At 39.3% G+C, this 23,036-nt stretch carries 12 protein-coding genes; 6 read left to right on the top strand and 6 right to left on the bottom strand.

All coding sequences use genetic code 11. From position 1 onward, the window contains the following. The first annotated feature begins 49 nt into the window (after positions 1-49). The 5 genes from J4861_RS03810 (at position 50) to tamL (ending at position 11,013) form a co-directional block, all read left to right on the top strand. Positions 50-1,297 carry a DUF1015 domain-containing protein gene (locus J4861_RS03810; protein ID WP_211815871.1) on the top strand — a complete coding sequence of 416 codons (1,248 nt, stop codon included), beginning with the start codon at positions 50-52 and terminating at the stop codon, positions 1,295-1,297. Positions 1,298-1,318: 21 nt separating this feature from the next. Continuing rightward, entirely contained in the window at positions 1,319-1,912 is a 594-nt protein-coding gene (locus tag J4861_RS03815) for an IMPACT family protein (protein ID WP_004359407.1), read from the top strand. A 114-nt stretch (positions 1,913-2,026) separates the two neighbouring features. Continuing rightward, positions 2,027-2,839: a DNA-deoxyinosine glycosylase gene (locus J4861_RS03820; RefSeq protein ID WP_211815872.1), complete on the top strand. Its 813-nt coding sequence runs from the start codon at positions 2,027-2,029 to the stop codon at positions 2,837-2,839. A gap of 622 nt (positions 2,840-3,461) precedes the next feature. Further along, positions 3,462-8,606 (top strand): translocation/assembly module TamB domain-containing protein, encoded by a 5,145-nt coding sequence (locus J4861_RS03825; protein WP_211815873.1) that lies wholly within the window; start codon positions 3,462-3,464, stop codon positions 8,604-8,606. Next, positions 8,590-11,013, top strand: a complete 2,424-nt coding sequence (tamL, locus tag J4861_RS03830) for a translocation and assembly module lipoprotein TamL (protein WP_487247509.1) — start codon at positions 8,590-8,592, stop codon at positions 11,011-11,013. Before J4861_RS03825 ends, tamL begins: the two co-directional genes overlap by 17 nt. 691 nt (positions 11,014-11,704) lie before the next feature. On the opposite strand, the gene J4861_RS03835 is transcribed toward tamL, so the two are convergent. From J4861_RS03835 to J4861_RS03855, 5 genes are all read right to left on the bottom strand, one after another. Beyond that, on the bottom strand, positions 11,705-12,190 hold the full coding sequence (locus J4861_RS03835) for a dihydrofolate reductase (protein ID WP_211815874.1): 486 nt from the start codon (positions 12,188-12,190) through the stop codon (positions 11,705-11,707). A 174-nt stretch (positions 12,191-12,364) separates the two neighbouring features. Continuing rightward, positions 12,365-13,159 (bottom strand): thymidylate synthase, encoded by a 795-nt coding sequence (locus J4861_RS03840; RefSeq protein WP_211815875.1) that lies wholly within the window; start codon positions 13,157-13,159, stop codon positions 12,365-12,367. Between the two features lie 70 nt (positions 13,160-13,229). Next, the gene (locus J4861_RS03845; protein WP_211815876.1) at positions 13,230-14,633 is read right to left on the bottom strand and encodes a methyltransferase RsmF C-terminal domain-like protein; all 1,404 of its coding nucleotides are present in this window, start codon (positions 14,631-14,633) and stop codon (positions 13,230-13,232) included. A gap of 4 nt (positions 14,634-14,637) precedes the next feature. Continuing rightward, a complete protein-coding gene (gene porE, locus J4861_RS03850; protein WP_211815877.1) occupies positions 14,638-16,731 on the bottom strand; it encodes a PorE family type IX secretion system protein in 2,094 nt (697 codons plus the stop codon). 109 nt (positions 16,732-16,840) lie between these two features. Next, positions 16,841-19,477: an endonuclease MutS2 gene (locus tag J4861_RS03855; protein WP_428842165.1), complete on the bottom strand. Its 2,637-nt coding sequence runs from the start codon at positions 19,475-19,477 to the stop codon at positions 16,841-16,843. A 742-nt stretch (positions 19,478-20,219) separates the two neighbouring features. Here J4861_RS03855 and J4861_RS03860 point away from each other — a divergent pair. Further along, complete coding sequence (locus tag J4861_RS03860) at positions 20,220-22,238, top strand: TonB-dependent receptor plug domain-containing protein (protein ID WP_249110734.1); 2,019 nt, start codon at positions 20,220-20,222, stop codon at positions 22,236-22,238. Between the two features lie 193 nt (positions 22,239-22,431). On the opposite strand, the gene J4861_RS03865 is transcribed toward J4861_RS03860, so the two are convergent. After that, positions 22,432-23,031 (bottom strand): Crp/Fnr family transcriptional regulator, encoded by a 600-nt coding sequence (locus J4861_RS03865; RefSeq protein WP_036864618.1) that lies wholly within the window; start codon positions 23,029-23,031, stop codon positions 22,432-22,434. Between the last annotated feature and the right edge of the window lie 5 nt (positions 23,032-23,036).

Here is a 23,036-nt window from a genome sequence, read left to right on the forward strand (position 1 = left end):
GTGAGGTTGTGACTTTCAATCCTTTTATTTTTATTTAAAAACTAACACTATGGCAGTAATAAAACCTTTTAAAGGTATCCGCCCTCCAAAGGACTTGGTTGAGTCTGTCGCAAGTCGTCCATACGATGTTTTGGATTCTGAAGAAGCTCGTGCAGAAGCTGGAGACAACGAGAAGAGTTTATATCATATCATCAAACCAGAAATCAACTTTGAAGTTGGCACAAGTGAATATGATCCAAGAGCTTATAATAGTGCTGTTGAACAATTCCAGAAGTTCCAAAATGAAGGTTGGTTAGTCCAAGACGATAAGGAACATTATTATATCTATGCACAAACTATGAATGGCAAAACTCAATATGGTCTTGTTGTTGGAGCATATGTTAATGATTATCTGACTGGTAATATCAAGAAGCATGAGCTAACTCGTAGAGATAAGGAAGAAGACCGTATGAAACATGTTCGCATTTGTAATGCTAATGTTGAACCAGTGTTCTTTGCTTATCCTGATAATCAGGTACTTGATACTTTGTTGGCTCGATATGCTGCAACAAAACCTGAATATGATTTTGTTGCACCTGATGATGGTTTCAGACATCAGTTCTGGGTTATTACAGATGAAGCTGACATCAAGACTATAACTGAAGAGTTTAAGAAGATGCCAAGTCTTTATATTGCAGATGGACACCATCGTTCTGCTGCAGCTGCTTTAGTAGGTGCAGAGAAGGCTAAGAACAATGAAAATCATAAGGGTGACGAGGAGTATAACTACTTTATGGCAGTATGCTTCCAGGCAAGTCAATTAACGATTCTTGACTATAATCGTGTTATCAAGGATTTAAATGGCATGGAAGTTGCTGAGTTCTTAAAAGCTTTGGAGAAGAACTTTACTGTTGAGCTGAAAGGACAAGATGAATATCGCCCAACAAAGTTGCATGAATTCTCTATGTACCTTGACGGCAACTGGTATAGCTTGGTTGCTAAACCTGGTACATACGATGATAATGACCCTATTGGTGTTCTTGATGTTGACATCTCAAGTCGATTAATTTTGGACGAACTAATGGGCATTAAAGACCTCCGTTCAGACAAACGTATTGATTTCGTTGGTGGTCTGCGTGGTCTTGGAGAACTGAAGCGTCGTGTTGATAGTGGTGAAATGCGTTGGGCATTGGCACTCTATCCTGTATCAATGCAGCAGATTATGGATATTGCTGATAGTGGAAAGATTATGCCACCTAAGGCAACATGGTTTGAACCAAAACTTCGTTCTGGTCTTGTCATCCATAAGCTGGATTGATGCAAGATTAACATAAATTGAATGGATAGCGATAAATATAAGACAATAAAAGAGAAAGCGATTAGCGAGGGATATTACTCTGAAAAGCGGAGTAAGTTCCTCGCTTTTGCGCATCATGTTGATTCTGTCGAAGAGGCGTTAGAGATAGTAAAAGAATATCGAAAGAAGTATTATGATGCTCGCCATTGCTGCTATGCTTATAGAGTAGGTTTTGATGGTACTGAATTCCGAGCAAATGATGATGGAGAACCGTCTTCAACAGCAGGTAAGCCTATTCTTGGACAGATTGACAGTTACGGATTAACAAATACACTCATTTGTGTTATTCGGTATTATGGAGGTATAAACCTCGGTACTGGTGGTTTGATTGTTGCTTACCGTGAGGCTGCAGCAGATGCATTATCAAATAGCGAGATAGAAGAAAAATTCATTGAGGAGGAAGTGAAATATACATTTACTTATCCGATGATGAATGATGTTATGCGAATCATTAAGGAAATGAATCCTCGCATTGTTAATCAAGTATTTGACAATACTTGTGAAGTTGTTCTTTCTATCAGAAAAGGGCAGGCAGAAGAACTACGCACTCGACTGAAGAAATTGTCTTTTGATTGATACGCAATTTAGGAAAGATAAAAATATAGGACACAAAATCTATTATTAATACTACCAAGGTTAGATAACAGAAAGATTATACAATGACAGAATTGAATAAAAAAACAGACTGATATGACTTTACATGAAGCTATTATTTACGTATTAGAAGGCTATGGTTCCGCGATGAGCTCTGCTGAAATAGCCCAGGAAATATTTGACAAGAAATTATATCTGCAACAGGCAGGTTCTATGGCTCCAGCCAAACAGATAAGAGATCGTGCAAGAAAATATCCACAGCTTTTTATTATTGAAGACGGTAAAATACGCCTTAAAACATCTTTAGACTTCACTGATAGTCAAAAGAATAAATCGTCAATTAATCTTTGTCAGTTTACCTCTTCACCATTTCCCAAAAGCAAATGTAAAGAAAATTTGCCATCAGTTTCTCAAGATATGTCTTCTAATTTTAAACAGGGACTTGTTCCATGGGTAAATGAGAAAACCAAGGTACTCATCTTAGGTACTATGCCTGGAGATATTTCTATCCAGCAGCAGTCCTACTATCTTAATCCACGCAATACGTTTTGGAAGATTATCAATAATCTTTTCAATTCAACAAGTAGATTAGAAAAGAGCCGTTCATTTCTTAACAAAATCGGTATAGGGCTGTGGGATGTTTATAAGGAAGGTTTAAGAAAAGGTAGTCTTGATACAGGCTTCATCGGCAATCCTTCTACTAATGAGATAAAAGACCTACTGAATCAATATCAATCCATTAAATACCTTATCTTTAATGGTCAAAAAGCATATAAGGCTTTCCTAAAGGCAATTGGCAAAGTTAATATACCATGTTATGTCTTTCCATCAATGTCTTCTGCCTATAGCCGAATGACATTCGAAGAGAAGTTGAAAGTATGGACTAAACTAAAGGAGTTGCTGAAATGAAATTCTAACAAGTTGACATCAGGCTTTCATTCATCTATTTTTTCGGACGTCAAGCTACGTAGTGTTTGTAAACTATTTTCACGCAATTCAAAACCAAAACATGCCCTTTTAGCTTCTAAAAGATGCCTAATTGGCTTGTAAAAGGTGCCCTATTGAGATCTTACTAACGCCCTTTTGAAGTCTAATTAAGCACCTTTTAAAACACATCTTTATAACCAGCTGATTTACTGTTTGTTGTAGACTTTCTTTTTGGTAGCATTTTTATCATTACTTATATGTGTTTATTATATTTTTTTGTAAATATAATATCATCCCTTTATCTGTATTTTCGGGGTATAATAATGAATCGGTTTTTAGTATAGGAAGATATAGGGAAAAAAACTAATTAACAATATTGGCTATTTGTTTGTTTTATATCTAATTTCCGTTTTTCTATTAAAGCAATACGAAAGGCGATTAGACAATAATCAGGAGAACCTTATTTTATCCCATTCTCTTTTTGCTTTTTTACCTTTTTAAACTCTTCTATTCCATTTTTTTTGTGTTACTTTGCAGGTAATTATATGAGTTTACTAACGTATTAATCCTACTTATTAAGGATATTTTCTCGAGAAAGTTGTTAATGACTAACATTTTAAATATGAATAGGAGCTTGAAATGGCTGGTTGCAATTGTAGCAATACCTGTCATTCTGTTTCTTATCCTCGCAGCTTTACTATATTGTCCACCCGTTCAAAATTGGGCTGTAAAGCATGTGGCAGCCTATGTTTCAGACAAGACTGGAATGGAGGTAAGCATCGATAGGGTCAATCTATCTTTTCCTTTAGATCTTCAGTTAGATGGTCTAAAGATGCTTCGCCCGAATGATTCTATCCCTAATAAGAAAGATACGGTGGCAGATGTACATCGCTTGGTGGCTAATGTAGACCTATTGCCATTGCTTAAAAGTAGGGTAGAAGTAAACGAACTAACCTTTACAAAACTCAAAGCAAATACCGTCAACTTTATTGGTGACCTGCGTATTCGTGGTGATTTGCAACGCTTGCATATTGTTAGCCATGCAGTTAACCTTGTTGGTGATTCTGTTCGTGTAAATAAAGCAGATATAGAAGGGGGATGGGTTGATATTGCTTTGGGCGATACTGTACCCGAAGATCCAAACAAACAGAAGCCACTTTGGCGTATTAATATAGATAAACTTAATCTTACAAAAACAGATTTTCGCCTCCATATGCCTGGCGACACAATGAGTGTTCGTGCTAACTTCAAGAAAGCAGCAGCTAACGGAGCAGAACTTCTATTACATGACAACATATACAAGGTTGCAAACGTAGATTGGCAAGGCGGTGATTTTAGTTATAATCAAAACTATGTACGCCATGCAAAGACAGGTTTTGATGCAGCACATATAGCCATGCAAGATGTTAATTTGGGTATAGATTCCTTCCTATATGCTGCTCCAAAGATTCGATTACGTGTTCGTACAGCTAATATGAAGGAAAAGAGTGGACTGATAGTAAAGGATTTCAGTGGACCATTTTCTATGGATTCTACAAGTATCAATCTACCTGATTTGTATTTCCGACTACCTAACACTGAGCTTTCTGGACGGTTTACGATGGATATGAATGCCTTTGCTGATAAGAATCCAGGGCAGATATCTACTCAGTTAGATGGTTTTCTACGTCTGGAAGATTTGCACCCGTTCCTAACCTCCGTACCAAAGAATATTTATCAGGCTATTCCTAATCAAAGTATCATCATAAAGGGTCAACTGGATGGAAATCTTCGTTCAGCAGCTTTTAAACAGCTTCGTTTAGCTATGCCAGGCTATTTTGACATTACAGGAACAGGATGGATAGCTGATATGATGTCTGGAGTTAGTCATCTTCGCAGCGACTTAAAACTTAAAGGAACAGCAAGTAATCTTAGTTTTGTTTCTAAATTATTACCACGTGATGTGCGCAAGACAATAGCTTTCCCACATGGAGTAGGTATAAATGGTGATATTCATGTGCGTAAAACACTGTACACAGGTAGCATACAGTTGACACAAGGTGGCGGACGTATTCGATTGAATGGTGCTTATAATACAGCAACAGAACTATATCGTATTACAGCAGATGCAACTTTATTCCCTGTTCATCGTTTCTTACCCCATATGGGTTTATCAGCTTTCTCCGGAACAATAAAGATGCAAGGACGAGGCACAGACTTCTTAAATCCAAAATCATCAACCAATCTCAGCCTTCGTATTCGTAGTTTCAAATATGGTAACTACGTATTGGATGGCTTGAATGGAGACATTTCAAAACATGGAGAGCAACTTTCGGCTCATGTAAAGAGTACGAACCGAATGATAAGTGGCGACTTCACTTATAAAGGCAGAGTTAATACAAAACTTGTGGATGGTCATCTACGTGGTTGGTTACGTCGTGTTGACTTGCACGCCATGGGCGTAATGAATCAAAGATATGTAGTTTCTACATGGGCTGATGTTGATGTACGCTCTGATATGAAGAACATTCATCATGTCAGTGGTCTACTTCGTTCGTTCCGCCTTCTGCAAGAAGGACGAAAGAAAAGTAGACTTTTAGCAGCTGGAAACTTTGATATGCGAGCTGATGTACGCCCAGGTAGCCTTGACACTCACATAAAAGGAAATCTATCAGAAGCTGATTTGCAGGCTTTTGGATTTATAGATAAGCATTATATAACATCTGCTAATACAGACATTACGCTTCGTTCAGATATGAAGAAGTACTATACTGTAAGTGGAAATGTGGGTAATTTATTACTAAGCGAACAACGTAAGGGAGAGCGTTTACCATTAGCTGAAGGTAATTTCAATCTTGATGCAACCATGCGTGGTGATCAAATTGAAGGTTCAATAAATGGTGTTTTCCCACGTGTAGACCTTTACCAATTAGGAATTGTAGACAAAGCGATGACAAGTAGTTTCTCTACTAACACCTCATTTGCAATGTCTGGCAAAGATAATTTGAATGTTCGTGGTTTGATTGGCAATCTTCGTGTTACCGAAAAAGACCGTACTTATACTCCTGGTGATGTAAATGTTGACCTTATGAGTCGTCGTGATACAGTGCATGCAGTTCTGAATGGTGGAGACTTCCATCTCAGTACAGCTTTTAATAGTAGTGTCAACCAATTGGCAGAAAGTGGAAAGCGAATCTATAAGACTGTACGTGAGCAATTGACTAATCGTCGTATAGATCAGTCTGCTATACTCCGTCAGTTACCAACAGGACACTTTACGCTCCGCAGTGGACGTGATAATTTATTCTCTAACTTGTTAGCACGAGATGGATATGCCTTTAGTCAGGCAGATATTAACCTGACATCATCACCAACAAAGGGACTCGATGGAAGAATTAGTATTGATTCTTTGGTATATAATGATATTCTTCTCGACAGTATTAGGGCTGACCTTAACAGTATTGATGGACAGTTGAACTATACGCTATCTGTAATAAATAGCCCTAATAATACATATCCTTATCATGGATCTTTGCAGGGTGCGCTCTATGAACATGGTTTGAAGACACATGCAACCATCCTTGATAATAAGGGTAAGACTGGTTTCGACTTAGCGATGAAGGCTGCTATGAAGGGTAGGGGAATAGAACTTTCTATTACTTCTCCTCAATCTATCTTAGGTTATAAGTCATTTACTGTCAATGATTCCAACTATATCTACATTGGACGTGACCGTCGTCTATCTGCCAATCTTCGTCTGGAAGCAGCTGACGGAACTGGTATGCTCGTATCAACAGAAGATAATGATTCTACTTCATTACAAAATGTTACACTCTCAATGAACCACTTTGAGTTGGGTAGTTTGTTTGAAGTCTTACCATTTACGCCGAAGTTGTCGGGTATGCTGGACGGTGACTATCACCTTGTTCAGACTGAAAAGGAACTCACGATATCAAGCGATATGACTATTAAGAAGCTTGTTTATGAGAATAGTCCTATGGGAGATGTGGGCACACAGTTTGTTTATATGCCTAAGGGAGATGGTACTCACTATGTTGATGGTATAATAACACAAAACGGAAAGGAAGTCGGTTCACTTTCGGGTACCTATAATAATGAGGGGGCTGGAGAACTTGATGCTACTTTAGAGATGAATCGTTTCCCACTGAATTACGTCAATGGCTTTGTTCCTGACCAAATTGTAGGCCTCGATGGAGTAGGAGAAGGAACGTTAACAGTAAAAGGGCCGCTGAAGAAGTTGGATATCAATGGTGAAGTTTATCTTGATTCAACTTATTTGGTGAGTGCACCTTACGGCATAAGGATGCGCTTTGCAGATGATCCTGTCCAAATACACAATAGCCATATTCAGTTTGAAAACTTCGAACTCTTTGCAAGTAATGGTTCACCACTCGACATATCGGGCTACTTAGATTTCTCTAATCTTAATAAGATGCAGCTTGATGCGCAAATGAGAGCTAAGGACTTCCAGATTATTGATGCGAAGAAAAATCCTCGTTCAGAAGTTTATGGAAAGGCTTTCGTTGACTTTACAGGACGAATAAACGGCCTTTTAAACAACTTACAGTTAGTTGGAAAGCTTGATGTCTTAGGTAATACAGATGTCACATACGTAGTACGCGATGGTACATTATCTACTGATGACGATTTGAAAGACCTCGTTCAGTTCACTAACTTCAATGATTCTACGGTTAATGTTGTCAAACGTCCAGATATTACTGGCTTTACAATGGGGCTTAGTGTAAATATTGATGAGCAGGCACATGTATTATGTGCGTTGAATGCTGACCAGTCTAATTATGTCGATTTTGTAGGTGGTGGCAATCTACTTCTTAACTATGACCCAACCAATGGTGTGCAGGTTCGAGGTAGATATACGTTGAGTGATGGTAAGATGAAATACTCTCTGCCAGTTATTCCACTCCGCACTTTCAACATTAAAGACGGAAGTTATCTTGAATTTACGGGTGATCCTATGAAGCCTACACTTAAAATTACAGCAACAGAAGTAGTAAGAACAAGTGTTTCCAGTGGTTCTGGGGAAGGTAGAATCATTGATTTTGAATGTGGTGTAAGCCTTAGCAAGCAATTCCCTAAACCTGGAGTTGAGTTTATCATCACCGCCCCAGAGGATCAAGAGATGCAGAATATTCTTAATATCAAGAGTGTTGAGGAACGTTCAAAACTTGCAGTTATGATGTTGGCATCGGGTATGTATTTTGATGGCAATAACTCAGCAAGCGCCAATACAGCCATGAATGGTGCATTAGCAGGCTTCCTACAGACACAGGTTAACTCTATTACGGGTAAAGCCCTTAACTCTATGGGACTTGACTTGACTGCCAATATGGAAAGTGCTGCCGATGTGAATGGCAACTTACACACCGACTATACCTTCAAGTTCTCAAAACGTCTGTGGAATAATCGCCTACGTATCATTATGGGTGGACGAGTTTCAACAGGTTCACAGTTCTCTGAAGATAATGGTGCTTACTTCGATAACTTCTCGCTTGAATATCGTCTAAACCAAAAAGAAACCAAGTATTTGAAACTCTACTATGAGCGTGAGGCATACGATTGGTTAGAAGGTAACTTGAGTGAGTTTGGTGCTGGCTTCATGTGGCGTCGTAAGTTACGTCATTTCAAGGATATCTTCCGCTCTAAAGAAGATAATCCAGTAGTAGCACCACAGACTGAGAAGCCTAAACGAGATACATTAATAAACTTTGTAAATGACAAAAAGAAATAAATATATAAGAACAACAGGTGGAAAAGGAGTCATAGAACTATTTGCTTTTATGGCATTCTTATTCATACTTGTTGCCTGTAGTACGACTTCTGCCATCCCTAATGGTGAATACTTATATACAGGTATGGAGCCGACAAAATACAGTAATTACAAAGAAAATCAACACTTCAATGATGTGAAAGAAGAGTTGGATCTTGTGTTAGCAACTAAGCCTAATGCCGCTTGGTTGGGTAGCCCCAGTATGCGTTCTCCTTTCCCTATCGGGTTATGGATATGGAATGCTTTCTCACAAGATACAACTGGACTCAGTCGTTGGTTAGTACGTGCATTTGGCTCTTCACCGGTATTAATGAGTTCAACAACACCTGATTTGCGCGTAACGGTTGGTGAAAATCTCTTACGTAAACGTGGTTATTTCAAAGGAAAGATAAGCTATGAGAAGCTTGCACAGAGTAATCCAAAGAAGATGCGACTACAGTATGCTGTTGATATGGGACGTCTGTGGTTGCTCGATAGCGTACAATACACCAACTTTCCACCTTCAGCAGATAGTTTGATAAGAACCAATCTTGATAAAGCAATTATCCGCAAGGGAGATGGTTTTGATGTAGCAACACTTGAACAAGAACGCAAGCGAATAACTGATTTGTTCCGTAATAATGGTTATTATTATTATCAGAATAACGATGCGAGTTATCTTGCTGACACAACGAAGGCTTATGGCTTAGCTTCTATTCGTCTGCAGATGGCGGATTCAGTAAGTGATAAAGCATTGAGAAAATGGACAATAGGAACCATTAACATCAACCTACAGCGTCAGATGATAGATTCTCTTACTCAGCACAAGCGCTTCCGTGATGTCATTGTGAATTACAATGGTTCGCACATGCCACTCCGTCTACGCGCCATAGCTAATGATTTAAAGATATGGCCGGGTACTGTGTATAATAACGAACTATTTGAAAAAAGCCAGCAGCAATTGAATAGTAGTGGACTATTCTCTGCTACGAACTTTACATTCACTCCACGTGATAGTACTGATTCATGTAATATTTTAGATATGGTCATTAATTGTATCTTTGATAAGCCTTATGACTTCTATATTGAGGCTTACGGAAAAGGGAAAACAAGTGGCAGATATGGTCCAGAGGCTATTATTGGTCTGACAAAACGTAATGTATTCCGTGGTGGTGAAAAACTTAACCTACGCGTACATGGCTCTTATGAATGGTCTGCAAGCACTGATGATAATGGCAATGACCGTCTTGGATTGAATAACTACGAGTATGGTGCTGAAGCCAGTTTACAGTTTCCTCGCCTTGTCAATCCATTCGTTACACCGCCACGAAAGCGTTGGGAACGTGAAGAAAGGAAGACTGCAGAAGCTGCAGAAAAGGGACTTGTATATATTCCTAAGGGACCACGCATCTATTTTACAACACCATCAACGACCCTTAAAGCTTCTGTTGATGTGTTGAACCGTTCTCAGTATTTCAAGCGTCATGTTGTGTCAGGCGAGTTAACATACCAGTGGCAGCCAAACGAGCGTAATAGCTATTCGTTCTCTCCTTTGACACTGACTTATGAGTATATGCATAACGTGACCGACCGTTATCTTGAATTGATAGATAGTGTTCCTTATCTTGAGGTATCATTGGCAGACCAGTTCATTCCAAAGATGATGTTCCAACATACGTTTATGAGCCCAGCACGTTATAAGAGTCCAATTAAAATATGGACAACGGTTAGTGAAGCTTCAAACATCTTGTCTGCAGGTTACGCTGCCTTTGGTAGACGTTGGAGCGAAAAAGACAAGAAACTCTTTAAGAATCCATTTGCACAATTTGTGAAGATTGATGCTAATCTTACAAAAGTATGGAGTCTTGGAGAGAAGAGTGGTATTGCAGCCCACGTCAATTTAGGAACGTTATGGGCGTATGGCAACAGTAGATTTGCACCTTATACAGAACAGTTTTATGTAGGTGGAGCCAATAGCATCCGTGCGTTTAATGCCCGCCAGATTGGTCCAGGACGCTATCGCTCAACACAGCGTCGACGCTCATACGTAGAACAGACAGGTGATATCAAAATACAGCTCAACCTTGAGTATCGTCCTCACCTTATGGGCTCCCTCTATGGTGCCGTTTTCCTCGATGCTGGTAATGTATGGACAATGCACTATGATGAGGGTCGACCAGAAGGACATTTCAAGTTTAAGAATATATTAAATGAAATGGCACTCGGTACTGGAGTTGGTTTACGCTATGATATTGGCTATTTCATGATTCGTCTTGATTGGGGACTTGGCTTACACGTACCTTATGAAACTGGCAAGACTGGTTTCTATAACATATCAAAATTTAAGGATGCACAAGCCTTCCACTTAGCGATTGGTTTGCCATTCTAATCTTTTTGATTTTCAACTATTCAGCCCTGCTAATCAGATTAGCAGGGCTGAATAGTTCTAATTATATCTTATTATTCCTTAAGATGATAACTATAATATGATGTAACATCAATTCTTACTTACGTGTTTATGCCAGACACATATAGTGCTAATGCTTAACACATATGGTGTTGATGCCTAACAAATGTAGTGTTAATGGTAAGTACACATATTCTTTAATATCAAACACATTGAATATTACCGTTTCAAAGAAAGCTGTAGAGAGTCAGAAAAGTACTTTTAAACGACTATGAGCAAACAAAAAGACTTTACAAAAATAATCAAAGTAGAGAATGTTTTTTAATCAAAAAACACTTCTTTCTTATGCGTTTGTAACTTACAGCAATACAGATAAGTTATAAACTTGTATTTTAAAAGGTGCTTAGTAAGGGCTCAAAAGGGCGTTAGTTAGCATTCAAAAGGGCATCTATTGAAAGGCAATTAGGCATCTTTTAGAAGCTAAAAGAGTATGTATTAGAATTACAACTATGGAAAATATCAGACAAATAGTAAGATGGAAACAAACTTTTATACAAAAAGCTCCTATGTTAGGAGCTTTTAAAAATGAGTTATCTTGTATATTTAGTTATGTTACTATACAACTCAATTCTTGTTATTCTCCTCTCTGGAGGACAGGAGTTTGGGGTGAAGATTATTTCCTTACATAGTTTACAAACGCATATGCAGGATTGTCATCAGCAGCAGGATGTTCCTCACATGATTCTACAACCCACGTACCATCATTATATTCTGGGAAGAAAACATCTGCTTGTGGAGGAGTAGCAGCTATCTCTGTGAGGTAGAGATGGTCTGCTATAGCAAGCGCCTCTTTATAAAGACTGGCTCCACCAATGATAAATGCCTTTTCTTCTGTCCCAATATGTTTAAGCGCTTCTTCAAGCGAAGAGTAGACATCGCAGTTAGGGAAATCTGTTTCCGTTCTACTGAGTACAATGTTTCTACGATTAGGCAGAGCACCTTTTGGTAATGAATGGAAGGTCTTACGCCCCATGATAACAGTATGTCCTGTTGTTAGTTGCTTAAAACGCTTAAGGTCTTCTCTAATGAAATAGACCATATCATTCTGATAACCAATGGCACGATTGGCTGCTACTGCAGCAATGATATTTATTTCCATAATGGTGTTTTGGGACCTCCCCCAACCCCTCCAAAGGAGGGGAGTACTGATTTAACAATCAATTTGGTGAAGGGTTTAACGTTCTTGACTAATATACTTTACTACAAAGTTAATAGAATAGCTACTTCCTATTTGCACTCCCCTCCTTTCGGAGGGGTTGGGGGAGGCTATCTTTTACACTGCAACTACTCCCGGAATGTGGGGCAACGGATCGTAACCAATCAGTTCAAAATCTTCATACTTAAAATCAAAGATATCCTTTACATCAGGATTAATCTTCATCTTTGGCAGTGGACGTGGCTCACGAGTAAGCTGGAGTTTAGCCTGCTCGAGGTGGTTTAGATAGAGATGTGTATCACCTGTTGTATGGATAAACTCACCCGCCTCAAGACCTGTAACCTGTGCAATCATTTGCAACAGGAGAGCATATGACGCAATGTTAAAAGGTACACCGAGGAAGCTATCTGCCGAACGCTGATAGAGTTGGAGAGATAGTCTACCATCTGCAACATAGAATTGGAAGAGACAGTGGCAGGGTGGGAGAGCCATATCATCCACCTCAGCAGGGTTCCATGCTGTGACCAACATACGACGTGAGTCAGGATTATGCTTGATCATATCCACCACATTCTTAATCTGATCGATTGTACCTCCCTTGTAATCAGGCCATGAACGCCACTGATGACCATAGACTGGACCCAATTCACCATTCTCATCAGCCCACTCATTCCAAATCCTTACACCATGTTCTTGTAGGTAGCGCACATTCGTATCACCACGTAAGAACCAAAGTAATTCATAAATAATACTCTTCAGATGAAGTTTTTTAGTTGTCAACAGTGGAAAACCATCGCGCAAGTCAAAGCGCATCTGATGCCCAAAAATGGACAAAGTTCCCGTTCCTGTTCTATCACCTTTCTGTGTTCCTTCTGTGAGGATGCGGTTGAGTAGGTTTAAATATTGTTGCATAATTGTTTGTTTATTTCTAAGATATTGTAGGGATATATTGCTTTCAAGTTTTTTATTGTTGAGATTTACATTATAAAAGTACCATAGGTTCCTCTGGTATATGTGTACTCTTTATGCGCCATTCTTGTGGATAAAGATTGTTTGCACGGTTTCCGAGGTTCTTTGCAAAGCCTATTGGATAGCCTTTGTAAGTAAGCAGAACAATACCACGTGGAGCATCAGAAGATAGTACAATAGCCTCATGACGAAGATAAGCGATAGCTGTTTGATAATCAACCTCTACATTAGGATAAGCCGATTTATCAGTTGAAAAGGAGAGTGCTAATGTATGGTCAGGGATAACATTCTTCCCTTTTTGCATTCCTTCTTTTACACCATGCGAGAGAATACGAAGATGTTTACGAGCTTCTGTGATTGCTTTATCAACATCAATAGTTGTCTTATTGATAAGCGCCTCGTTCTCTCCATGCTTACGAATGATAGCCATAAAGATTCCTTCTCCATGTGTCTTACCAGGGATGAAGCGGTAGACGGGGAAATCCCGACCGTCTTTAAGTGGGTTATCAATGAGTGAACCTGTTATATTCCATGTCTCTTCTGTAGGCACAGATAGGAGTTCAGCATCATATTCGTTGAGAATCCACGCAATATTCTCTTCATCTTCATGTGCATTAAAAGTACAAGTTGAATAAATAAGAATACCTCCAGGTTTTAAGTTGTCCCATATATCAGCAATAATACTACGCTGAAGTTGCCAACAGTTCTTTACATTCTGTAGACTCCATTCCTCTATTGATTGTGGATCTTTACGAAACATTCCTTCACCAGAGCAGGGTACATCGGCTATAATAACATCAAAACCAAGCTTTGTCTTTTTGTAATCACGAGGGTAATTGTTCGTAACAGCGACACCCTCATGACCAAACTTTTGAACGTTCTCTGCCAATATTTGTGCACGTTTCCCTATCGGCTCGTTAGAGAAAAGAAAGGAACCTGCAGGTAAGGATGCACGTGCGCAAGTTGTTTTACCACCTGGTGCAGCACAGAGATCGAGTGCCATAACTGGCTGTTTTACCAAGTGTTGTAATACATGAGATAGAAACATAGATGATGCTTCTTGCACATAATAAGCCCCAGCATGAAGTAGTGGGTCAAACGTAAAGTTAGGTCTTGTATCCAACCAATAGCCATCCTTGCACCAAGGAATAGGATGAGGATTCAACTCTGGATTAACTTTATGAGTTCCATCTGCCAACTTAAAGGGATTAAGACGTATACTCACCGGTGCTGTTTCTCCCAATCCTTTTAGGAATGTATGATAAAGGTTATCACCAAAAAGACTACGAGTATAATCAGTAAAGGCAAGAGGAAGTCTTTCTTCAACTTCTTCTATAGTCCTTACTTCTTGCCCGTCTGGCTCTAAGGAACAAGGAGATTGTGCTGCCTGACATTGTCGGCTCTTATCTTTTATCATATGTTTAGGGAATGTTAATGATAATCATTCCATCATCATCAAGACTTTCTTTTTTCTTTGTTTTTGGCTGTTGCTTAAGGTTTCCCTTCTCATCAAACATACCATATGTGGTTCGAAGCACTGTAAACTCAGTACGGCGGTTCAATTGATTGGCTATTTCTTGCTTCTCCTTATCGAGTTTCTTGATGAAATCTTCAGTGAGAACATCGTTTTCCTTTAGCCAAGGGTACTTCTCGGTAACCTTCTTACGAATCTTTTTTGGACGTTCTTTACCATATCCAACTGGTGTAAGGCGGTCACGAACGATACCATGTGCAGTGAGATAAGCCACTACGGCATCTGCACGTCGTTGTGAAAGACGTTTATTATAATCAGCAGAACCAAGGTAATCGGTGTGAGCCGAGAGTTCTATTGTTACGTTAGGATTCTCCTTGAGAAGATTGACAAGAGCGTCCAAAGCCTTCTCTGATTCTGGTCGAAGCGTCGCTTTATCAAAGTCATAGAAGATATTGTCTATCAACACAGGTACGTTTATACCTGCTAAAGCAAACTGAAGGGTATATACTTTAGAATCATCTACATTCCCAACCTTAATCTCCTCCTTATGATTTAGGTAGCCGTTGCAGGTCGCAAGGAAGATATAATTAACGCCAGGCTTTATCTCTTGTTCAAAAGAACCATCACCTTTGACAGCTAACTTCTTGTTAGTTCCATCATCACCAACCATAAATATCTGTGCAGCTGGCAACTCATAACCATCCATTTCATAGACCCATCCCTTCACTGTCTGAATGACTTCAGGGAGTTCAAAGCTATAGATATGATCCCAACCTCGACCATCACCACGGTTTGAAGAAAAGAAACCGCGATTATGAATGCCCTCGAAAGTCATACCAAAGTCATCACCTTGTGAGTTTAGAGGATATCCTGGATGTTCCAAGTGGTAGCGACGATCGTTGCCAACCTTAGCTATAAAGATATCAAGACCACCCAAACCACCATGTCCATTACTTGAGAAATAAAGGTCACCGTTTGGTCGGAAAGTAGGAAATTCTTCATCTCCTGGGGTGTTGATTGGTTCTCCGAGGTTCTCAACACCTCCCGTTGTACCGCCTGTCAGACGTACACGCCAGATATCAAGACCACCTTTTCCACCAGGCATATCACTGGTGAAATAAAGCCAATTACCATCTGGTGAGATAGCAGGATGTGCAAAACTCGATAGCGTATCACGACTAATTTCCAACTTATTAGCCTTTCCCCAAGCTGCATCAGAGCGATTACTTACTGAAATTTGGGCATAGCGAGGATTGCTTGGTTCAGTTAAACACTGTGTAATATACATTTCCCTCCCATCGACAGAGAAAGCAGGCGTACCCTCATCAGCCTCTGTATTCAATGCAGACTCTATAGCCTTCGGTGTACTCCATTTGCCTTTATCATCCTTTTCACTAAGAAAGATGTCACCAGCCTTTGCACCAGTAATACCGCTCAATTCGTCACCTTTGGCTTCATTTCGTGTAGAAGTAAAGTAAAGCTGTTCGTATTTATCGCCGAAAAGCATTGGCGAATAATCCTGTCGACGTGAGTTAAACACGTCCATACGCTTCACAATATACTTTGAACCACGCTCTTTTACGCTTGCAGCTATTGATGCAGCCTGAAGTTCTTGAGCTATCAATTGATTGTTAGGCATTGAATCAAGCGCAATGCGATACTCCTTAACAGCCTCCGAATAACTACCTTCCTTCATTAGATTATCAGCCAAACGCTTATGCGTCTCACCATTATCCAGTTTATAGCGGATAACATTTCTATAAGCTGATATTGCTCGTTGAGAGGACGAAATACGCTCATAACACTCAGCTATCTTCAAAGAAAGTTCTCCACGTTGGCGTCTATCCTTAGGCGAAGTACGTTGATAAGCTGTTTTAAATTGGTTCGCAGCGTCATAATACTCGCCCAAGGAAAGGTGTTTCTCGCCTTTCTTTATATTTCTATCTATTCCGCATGACATTAGTATCAAGGTGATACCAACAGCTAACAGAAGATTCTGTCGATGTTTGCGAAGTATATGTAAAAGCCTTAGGTTGTTCATATTAATATTCTAACGCTTGCTTTTTCAATTTATTGCCTATATTCTTTATCTGTCTTCTAATAACAGAAATAACTCGTAAACTCCTCAACTTGTTTACCTGTCAACCACCTCACAGTTCTACAACCGTGATACCTGCACCGCCAAACTGTACATGTTCATCGCGATAGTTTGTAACATTAGGAACACTGCCAAGATACTGTCGGATTAGCTGACGAAGTATACCATTGCCTTTACCATGAAGAATACGCACCTGACTTGCCCCAACAAGGATAGCATCATCTATAAAGTATTGCACCTGATTTAAGGCTTCATCAGCCCTCATACCACGTACATCCAACTCTTGTCGGAACTGGTTACGATGCTTATCAATGGTTTCACGAGTCTCACGACTATAGTTATAAGCTTGAAATTGCTTCTGTTCTGACTGAATAGTTGCCGCATCAACATGCTCCAAACGACTAATAGCCATCTTTGTTCTCATACCACCAAAGATAACAGTTGCCTGCTTTCCTTCAATTGATTCCACCTTACCAACAGACGTTAGACCCTTTATACGTACAGAATCACCAGCCATAACGAGTCCACCTCCTTGCTGTTTACGTACGGCATTCTTCAATGCTTCAGCAGCTGCTTGCTGCTTACTTGCCTTTTCTTTCAGATGCTGTTCGTGGCGTTCCTTACGACTCTTAATCTTGTCAACCTTCTTTTGGAAATCGTCATCAGAGAGTAATCCGCTACTTTTTAGTTTCTTCTTATTCGAGGTTTCAGGCTTATCATTCTTACTTCCATCCAATAATCCTACCTCATAAGCAGCCAATTCCTGACGAATACGCTTGGTTTCTTCCTTCTCAGCCTGCTTCTCTCTGATTTCACGGATAGCATTTTCTATACGTCGATTACTCTCCTTGATAATCTCTTCTGCTTGTGCCTTGGCACGGTTGAGAATCTCCTTACGACTTTGTTCTAACGCTGCAATATCCTTTTCATATTGACTAATACGTTTCTCCAATTCCTTCTCATGGCTGTGAATGGTTTGACGCTTATTCTCCCAATAACGTTTATCTCGAACAATATCCTGTAAGTACTTATCACTCTGAATATAATCAGAACCAACAATCTCTGATGCATCACGGATTACTTCTTCTGGTATTCCCGTCTTTCGAGCAATCTCAATAGCAAACGAACTACCGGGTCTACCAATTGCCAACTGAAAGAGTGGGCGCATTTCATGGCGGTCATAGAGCATCGCACCATTGACTGTACCAGGATGTTCTTCCGCAAAATGCTTAAGGTTTTGATAGTGGGTTGTTATCACAGCCCAAGCATGCTTCTTCCAGAACTGACGTAAAACAGACTCGGCAATTGCTCCACCAATCTGTGGTTCCGTACCAGTTCCAAACTCATCAATGAGGATAAGCGTAGACTCTGAAGCACGACGCATCATCACCTTCATATTCATCAAGTGAGAAGAATAGGTACTGAGGTCGTTCTCTATACTCTGCTCATCACCGATATCTATCATAATATCTGTAAAAATGCCAGTGGTTGAGCGGTCACCAACAGGGATTGAAAGACCGCACTGAAGCATATACTGAAGTAAACCCACAGTCTTCAAACAAACCGATTTACCACCAGCATTCGGACCAGAAATAATCAGAAGATGCTTATCTTTTGTGAGTTGAATATCGAGAGGAACAACACTTGAAGGAACATTACGCGTATCGTTCTCTTCTTCTAATACCGTGTCGTAATCTTGTGTATTATCAACTTCATTAGAAACTTTATCTATTTCGTTATTATCATCAGATAATGAGGTGTTTAACTTATTATTATTTTTTCTTTCTAATGAAAGTTGAAGTAGGGGATGAATAGCTCTTATCCAATCAATGTGAGGTTCCTCTGCCACCTGTGGTTCAAAACTCTTAAAGAGTCGAGCCAGCTCAGCCTTTGCACGAATAAAGTCTACTGCTGCCATAAGATTGTATGAATCGAGAATCTCACGCACATTCGGTCGTACCTTCTTAGCAAAGTCCGTGAGAATTCGAATCATCTCTCTACGCTCCTCATTCTCAAGTTCGCGAACCTTATTATTAGCCTCTACAACCTCAGTAGGCTCAATATATACCGTCTTACCCGTAGCACTTTCATCGTGTACAATACCCGAAATCTTACGTTTCAAGCCTGGTGCAACAGGGATAACCAGTCGACCATCACGCAAGGTAGGTGTGACATCCTTCTCAACAAGTCCTTCTCCCTGCGCAGCACGCAAGATACCATATAAAGTACGTGAGATACTTCCCTCGATGCGCGCCAACTCACGGCGTATCTGAAGTAGTTCTGGAGAAGCATTGTCACGCATTTTACCGAATTTATCGATAATCTGTGAGATGCGCTGAACAAGTAATGGGAATGTTGCAACACCATCAGCAAGATTATAGAGAGCAGGGTAGTAATGGCGTATTTCTCCCTGTTCTGTCTCTTCTCCACGACTTAAAAAGTTTACAATAGCAATAATTGTCTCTAATGAACGCTTCAAATCAAAGAGTTCCTCAACCTCCATGTGGGTTCCTTCCAAGCGGATTCGTGCCACACTTTCGCGTACATCAAAGAAATTATCTAAAGGAAAGTCGTCTTGTCCCTCTTGTATTCTACGAAACTCTCTAATCTCTTCCATCCAGGTATTCACCTGTACGGCATCGGTTGAGAAACTCATTGCATCAACTCGTTCCTTACCTAAAGGCGACAAACAGCGTGCACGCAGAAGTGAGCGCACCTCTGTGAAACCAATCTTTTGCTCAAAGTTCTTGGGATATATCATTACTTTTATCTTCTCAATGTGTTATTTGTAGGCTTTAATATCAGTATCGATTCCACTGATAAATTACTAAATCAACAATCCTTTTTTGCTAATATATGAAACAGCCTATCGAACTGCAAATTTACAAAATGTTTCTGTAATATGGATAGTATAAGTGCAGAACCTTTGACGCTAAGTTGATTATTAATCCACATCTGACTGTTATTTCAATTCATACTATTGTCTTTTGAATCAATGTTTTTATTGTTTCCCAACAATACATTGCTCAAGCAGATGAGTTGTTTGTAGCTTATTCACCTTATAACAACTTCTATAAGAGTTCTAACTTCCCATTTCCTACTAACAGATTACAGCTTATCACATAGAGTATGAATGCTCCGCACATGTGGTGTTGATACTCCGCACCAATAGTGCTGATGCTCCGCACCATTGGTGCTAATGGTTAACACCACTACACTTTACGTTTAAAACATAAGTAATTTGTAGTTTGAAAAACATTATAACACCCTAAACAGACAAAGAATACAAGTTTTTCAATGTTAATGTATGGTTTTTCTATTTTTGAACCTATTATTTAATATTTTTGTGTAAGTTTGCATATGATTCTACGGAAGATTATCTTTATTGCTGAAAGTCTATTACATAAACTCATTCACTGAGGTCTATCTATATGAGAAAACTACTATTCATAATATTTCTAACATGTTTTCAAACATCATTGTATGCTCAGACTAACAATGTGTTACTGAGTCGTATCCTACGGCAGGTACAGCTATTCCCGCAAGAGAAGACCTACGTATTTACCGATGCAGATAGTTATCAAGCAGGACAGCGTATTAACTTGCGTGTCTTCTTAGTGAATGCAGTAGTTCATCAGGCGGATAGTGTGAGCCGTTATGTATACGTAGAACTTCTTAATCCAGAACGTCTCGTTGTGAAACGAGTACGTCTAATACGAAGCGATCAAGGTTTTGTTGGACATATTGATATTCCAGAGGGAGTTGCAAAAGGACGTTATTTGTTACGTAGTTATACGAAGAATATGTTGAACCTCAGTCGCTATGAGAGTCTTAAAAGTATCTTTATTGGTGGTCATGGAAAGCTATTACATTTTAAGTATAGGGACACTACTGATATTATCAATAGAAATTCGAAAATAAAACTATCTATCAATAAATTAAACAAGAATATTAAAGTAAGAATTAATAATCCGTCAGATAGCTTAAATAGTAGCTATAGACTATTTGTTCACTGTCGTTCAATCCCTCTTTACTTTGGGAAAATAAGCCAAGGAAAAGATATTATTCTGAGTTATGATAGTCTTTCTCAAGGTGGTATTTATTCTTTCCAGCTCTTGGATTCCAACTTAAAAACAGTTGTAGAAAAACTGAAATTCTTATATCCAGAGAAAGAACAGTGTCCGATTTCTGTAAGATGGATGGCGACAGAGAAATCAAATGATGAGCAAATACCTTTTATTATTAAGGCTGATAGCTTACGAGAGGGAGAGACAATGGACGTTTCTCTACGTGTAGAATATGCCAGAACTGACGATTTAACAGGACAATCAAACATTCTTTCTCATTTATTATACGATATGGATGTAGCAGCTTGTCCAGAAGAACCAACATCTGTTCTTTCTGATAATCAATCAGAACGATTGCTTGACAGCTGTAGTTGGAATCGGTATCGAATGGTAGATGTAATCAGAGGGGAATGTAAGAAGGGTAAGATTGGTATCGAAAAGTCTGCTGTAATACGTGGACGAGTTGAGATATTGGTAGGGCATAAAGCTATAAAAGAAGGAATTGTAAATCTTATTTCACCCGATAAAGGTTTTTATGCTGTTACTAAAACCGATGCACAAGGTCGTTTTTCATTTGAAGGAATAGATTTTCCTGAAGGTACACAGTATGTTCTTAATGCCTTTACAAAAGCTGGAAAATCGTGGGTAAAACTGCTATTAGATGAAGAGGAGTTCCCTGCTTATAAAGGTCAACTTCCGCCGTTTGAATGGACGAGTAATGATACTACACGCGTAGATGCAACATTGGCACTTCCTAAAGGTGGCATACAAATGGAAGAAGTGAATGTTTTTAGCCATCAACCTACCTATTCTTCTCGTTCTGACGCTTATGCACGCACTGCTGACTTTTCCTTTGGTCTACGTGATATAGAGAGTATTGGTGCAACTTGTTTGCATGAATTGTTGCGTAGAGTACCGAGTGTTACTGTCGAATTGGGGAAATGCTATGTACGTGGAGGTACGGCTGTGGATGGAAAAAGACCTGCCGCTATTGCCATAGATGGGATATTTGTCAATGATGATTACGACTTAGACAATATCCAGATGTCTGATGTTGAGAGAGTAGATGTCTTTAAGGGCGGCTCAACAGTTATCTGGGGAGCGATTGGTGGTATGGGTGTTATCTCTATAACAACGAAGAAAGGGGATTTCAAAGCGGCTTCTGTACCACTGACAAATACGAAGACTTTTACTACATTAGGCTATCAAATTCCACAAAGTTACACTCCTAACGCACATACTCCTGTGTGGTTACCTTCATTACGTGGTAGCTCTTTCCGTCTACTTTTACCTACAGAATATCGTTCAAACTATCGTATTATAATTGAAGGTGTGACAAGTGAAGGGAGAATTATCCACTATGTGGGAGAGTTAGGGAAGTAGGATAGGGTGGTTACATCATTGATTTGGAGTTCCCATTAATGTATTCCACATTATATTAAGAGCCACTCAAGGAAAATAATTAGAGGAGTTAAATAATTACCTTTTACTTTTATCATTCGTTTTTCAATACGAATAATAGGTAATTATTTAACTCCTCTAACTGCTTATAACGCTTGATAAGTATAAAATTGCATTAATCATCAAGCAATGTTGACGAACGAACACGGCTTAATGTTTCTGGTGTCATCTGCAGATAGCTGGCAATATAAACCAGCGGTGCACGCAAAATAACCTGTGGACTTAGCTTACACATTCTCTTATAACGAGCCTGTGCAGTCTCAAAACGTACAAGGTCAGCATGTACCTGTGAAGTGATAAGACTCTCTTCTAATATCTTACGATAGAGAATCTGAATATTAACATTATGAAGTGCCACCTGCTCCAACTTCTGTTTTGGCAGCGCATAAACCCATGTTGGCTCTAAAGCCTCAACCTGTAGTTTGGTTGGCTCCTCACGGAAAAGACTTTCTATACACATAAAGATACTTCTATCCTCTCCTAAGTGTTCAGTAATCTGTTTACCGTTCTTAAAATAGAATTGACGAATTAAACCTCTTTCTATATAATAAACGTGCTTGCAGATTTCACCTTCACTGAGAATCATCTGTCCTTTTGCGAATTTCATTGGTACGAGGATACTTTCAAGTACATCCAACTCATCATGAGTCATCGTACTATATTTACGTGCCAATTCACGCGCTATATCTCTTGAATCGTTCACCAAATCTTTCATTTTCC

Source organism: Prevotella melaninogenica, from assembly GCF_018127925.1.
Lineage (GTDB): Bacteria > Bacteroidota > Bacteroidia > Bacteroidales > Bacteroidaceae > Prevotella > Prevotella melaninogenica_C.

Coding starts and splice junctions, on each gene's coding strand:
- J4861_RS03810 (WP_211815871.1), top strand. CDS start 50: ATGGCAGTAATAAAACCTTTTAAAGGTATCCGCCCTCCAAAGGACTTG.
- J4861_RS03815 (WP_004359407.1), top strand. CDS start 1,319: ATGGATAGCGATAAATATAAGACAATAAAAGAGAAAGCGATTAGCGAG.
- J4861_RS03820 (WP_211815872.1), top strand. CDS start 2,027: ATGACTTTACATGAAGCTATTATTTACGTATTAGAAGGCTATGGTTCC.
- J4861_RS03825 (WP_211815873.1), top strand. CDS start 3,462: ATGACTAACATTTTAAATATGAATAGGAGCTTGAAATGGCTGGTTGCA.
- tamL (WP_487247509.1), top strand. CDS start 8,590: ATGACAAAAAGAAATAAATATATAAGAACAACAGGTGGAAAAGGAGTC.
- J4861_RS03835 (WP_211815874.1), bottom strand. CDS start 12,190: ATGGAAATAAATATCATTGCTGCAGTAGCAGCCAATCGTGCCATTGGT.
- J4861_RS03840 (WP_211815875.1), bottom strand. CDS start 13,159: ATGCAACAATATTTAAACCTACTCAACCGCATCCTCACAGAAGGAACA.
- J4861_RS03845 (WP_211815876.1), bottom strand. CDS start 14,633: ATGATAAAAGATAAGAGCCGACAATGTCAGGCAGCACAATCTCCTTGT.
- porE (WP_211815877.1), bottom strand. CDS start 16,731: ATGAACAACCTAAGGCTTTTACATATACTTCGCAAACATCGACAGAAT.
- J4861_RS03860 (WP_249110734.1), top strand. CDS start 20,220: ATGAGAAAACTACTATTCATAATATTTCTAACATGTTTTCAAACATCA.
- J4861_RS03865 (WP_036864618.1), bottom strand. CDS start 23,031: ATGAAAGATTTGGTGAACGATTCAAGAGATATAGCGCGTGAATTGGCA.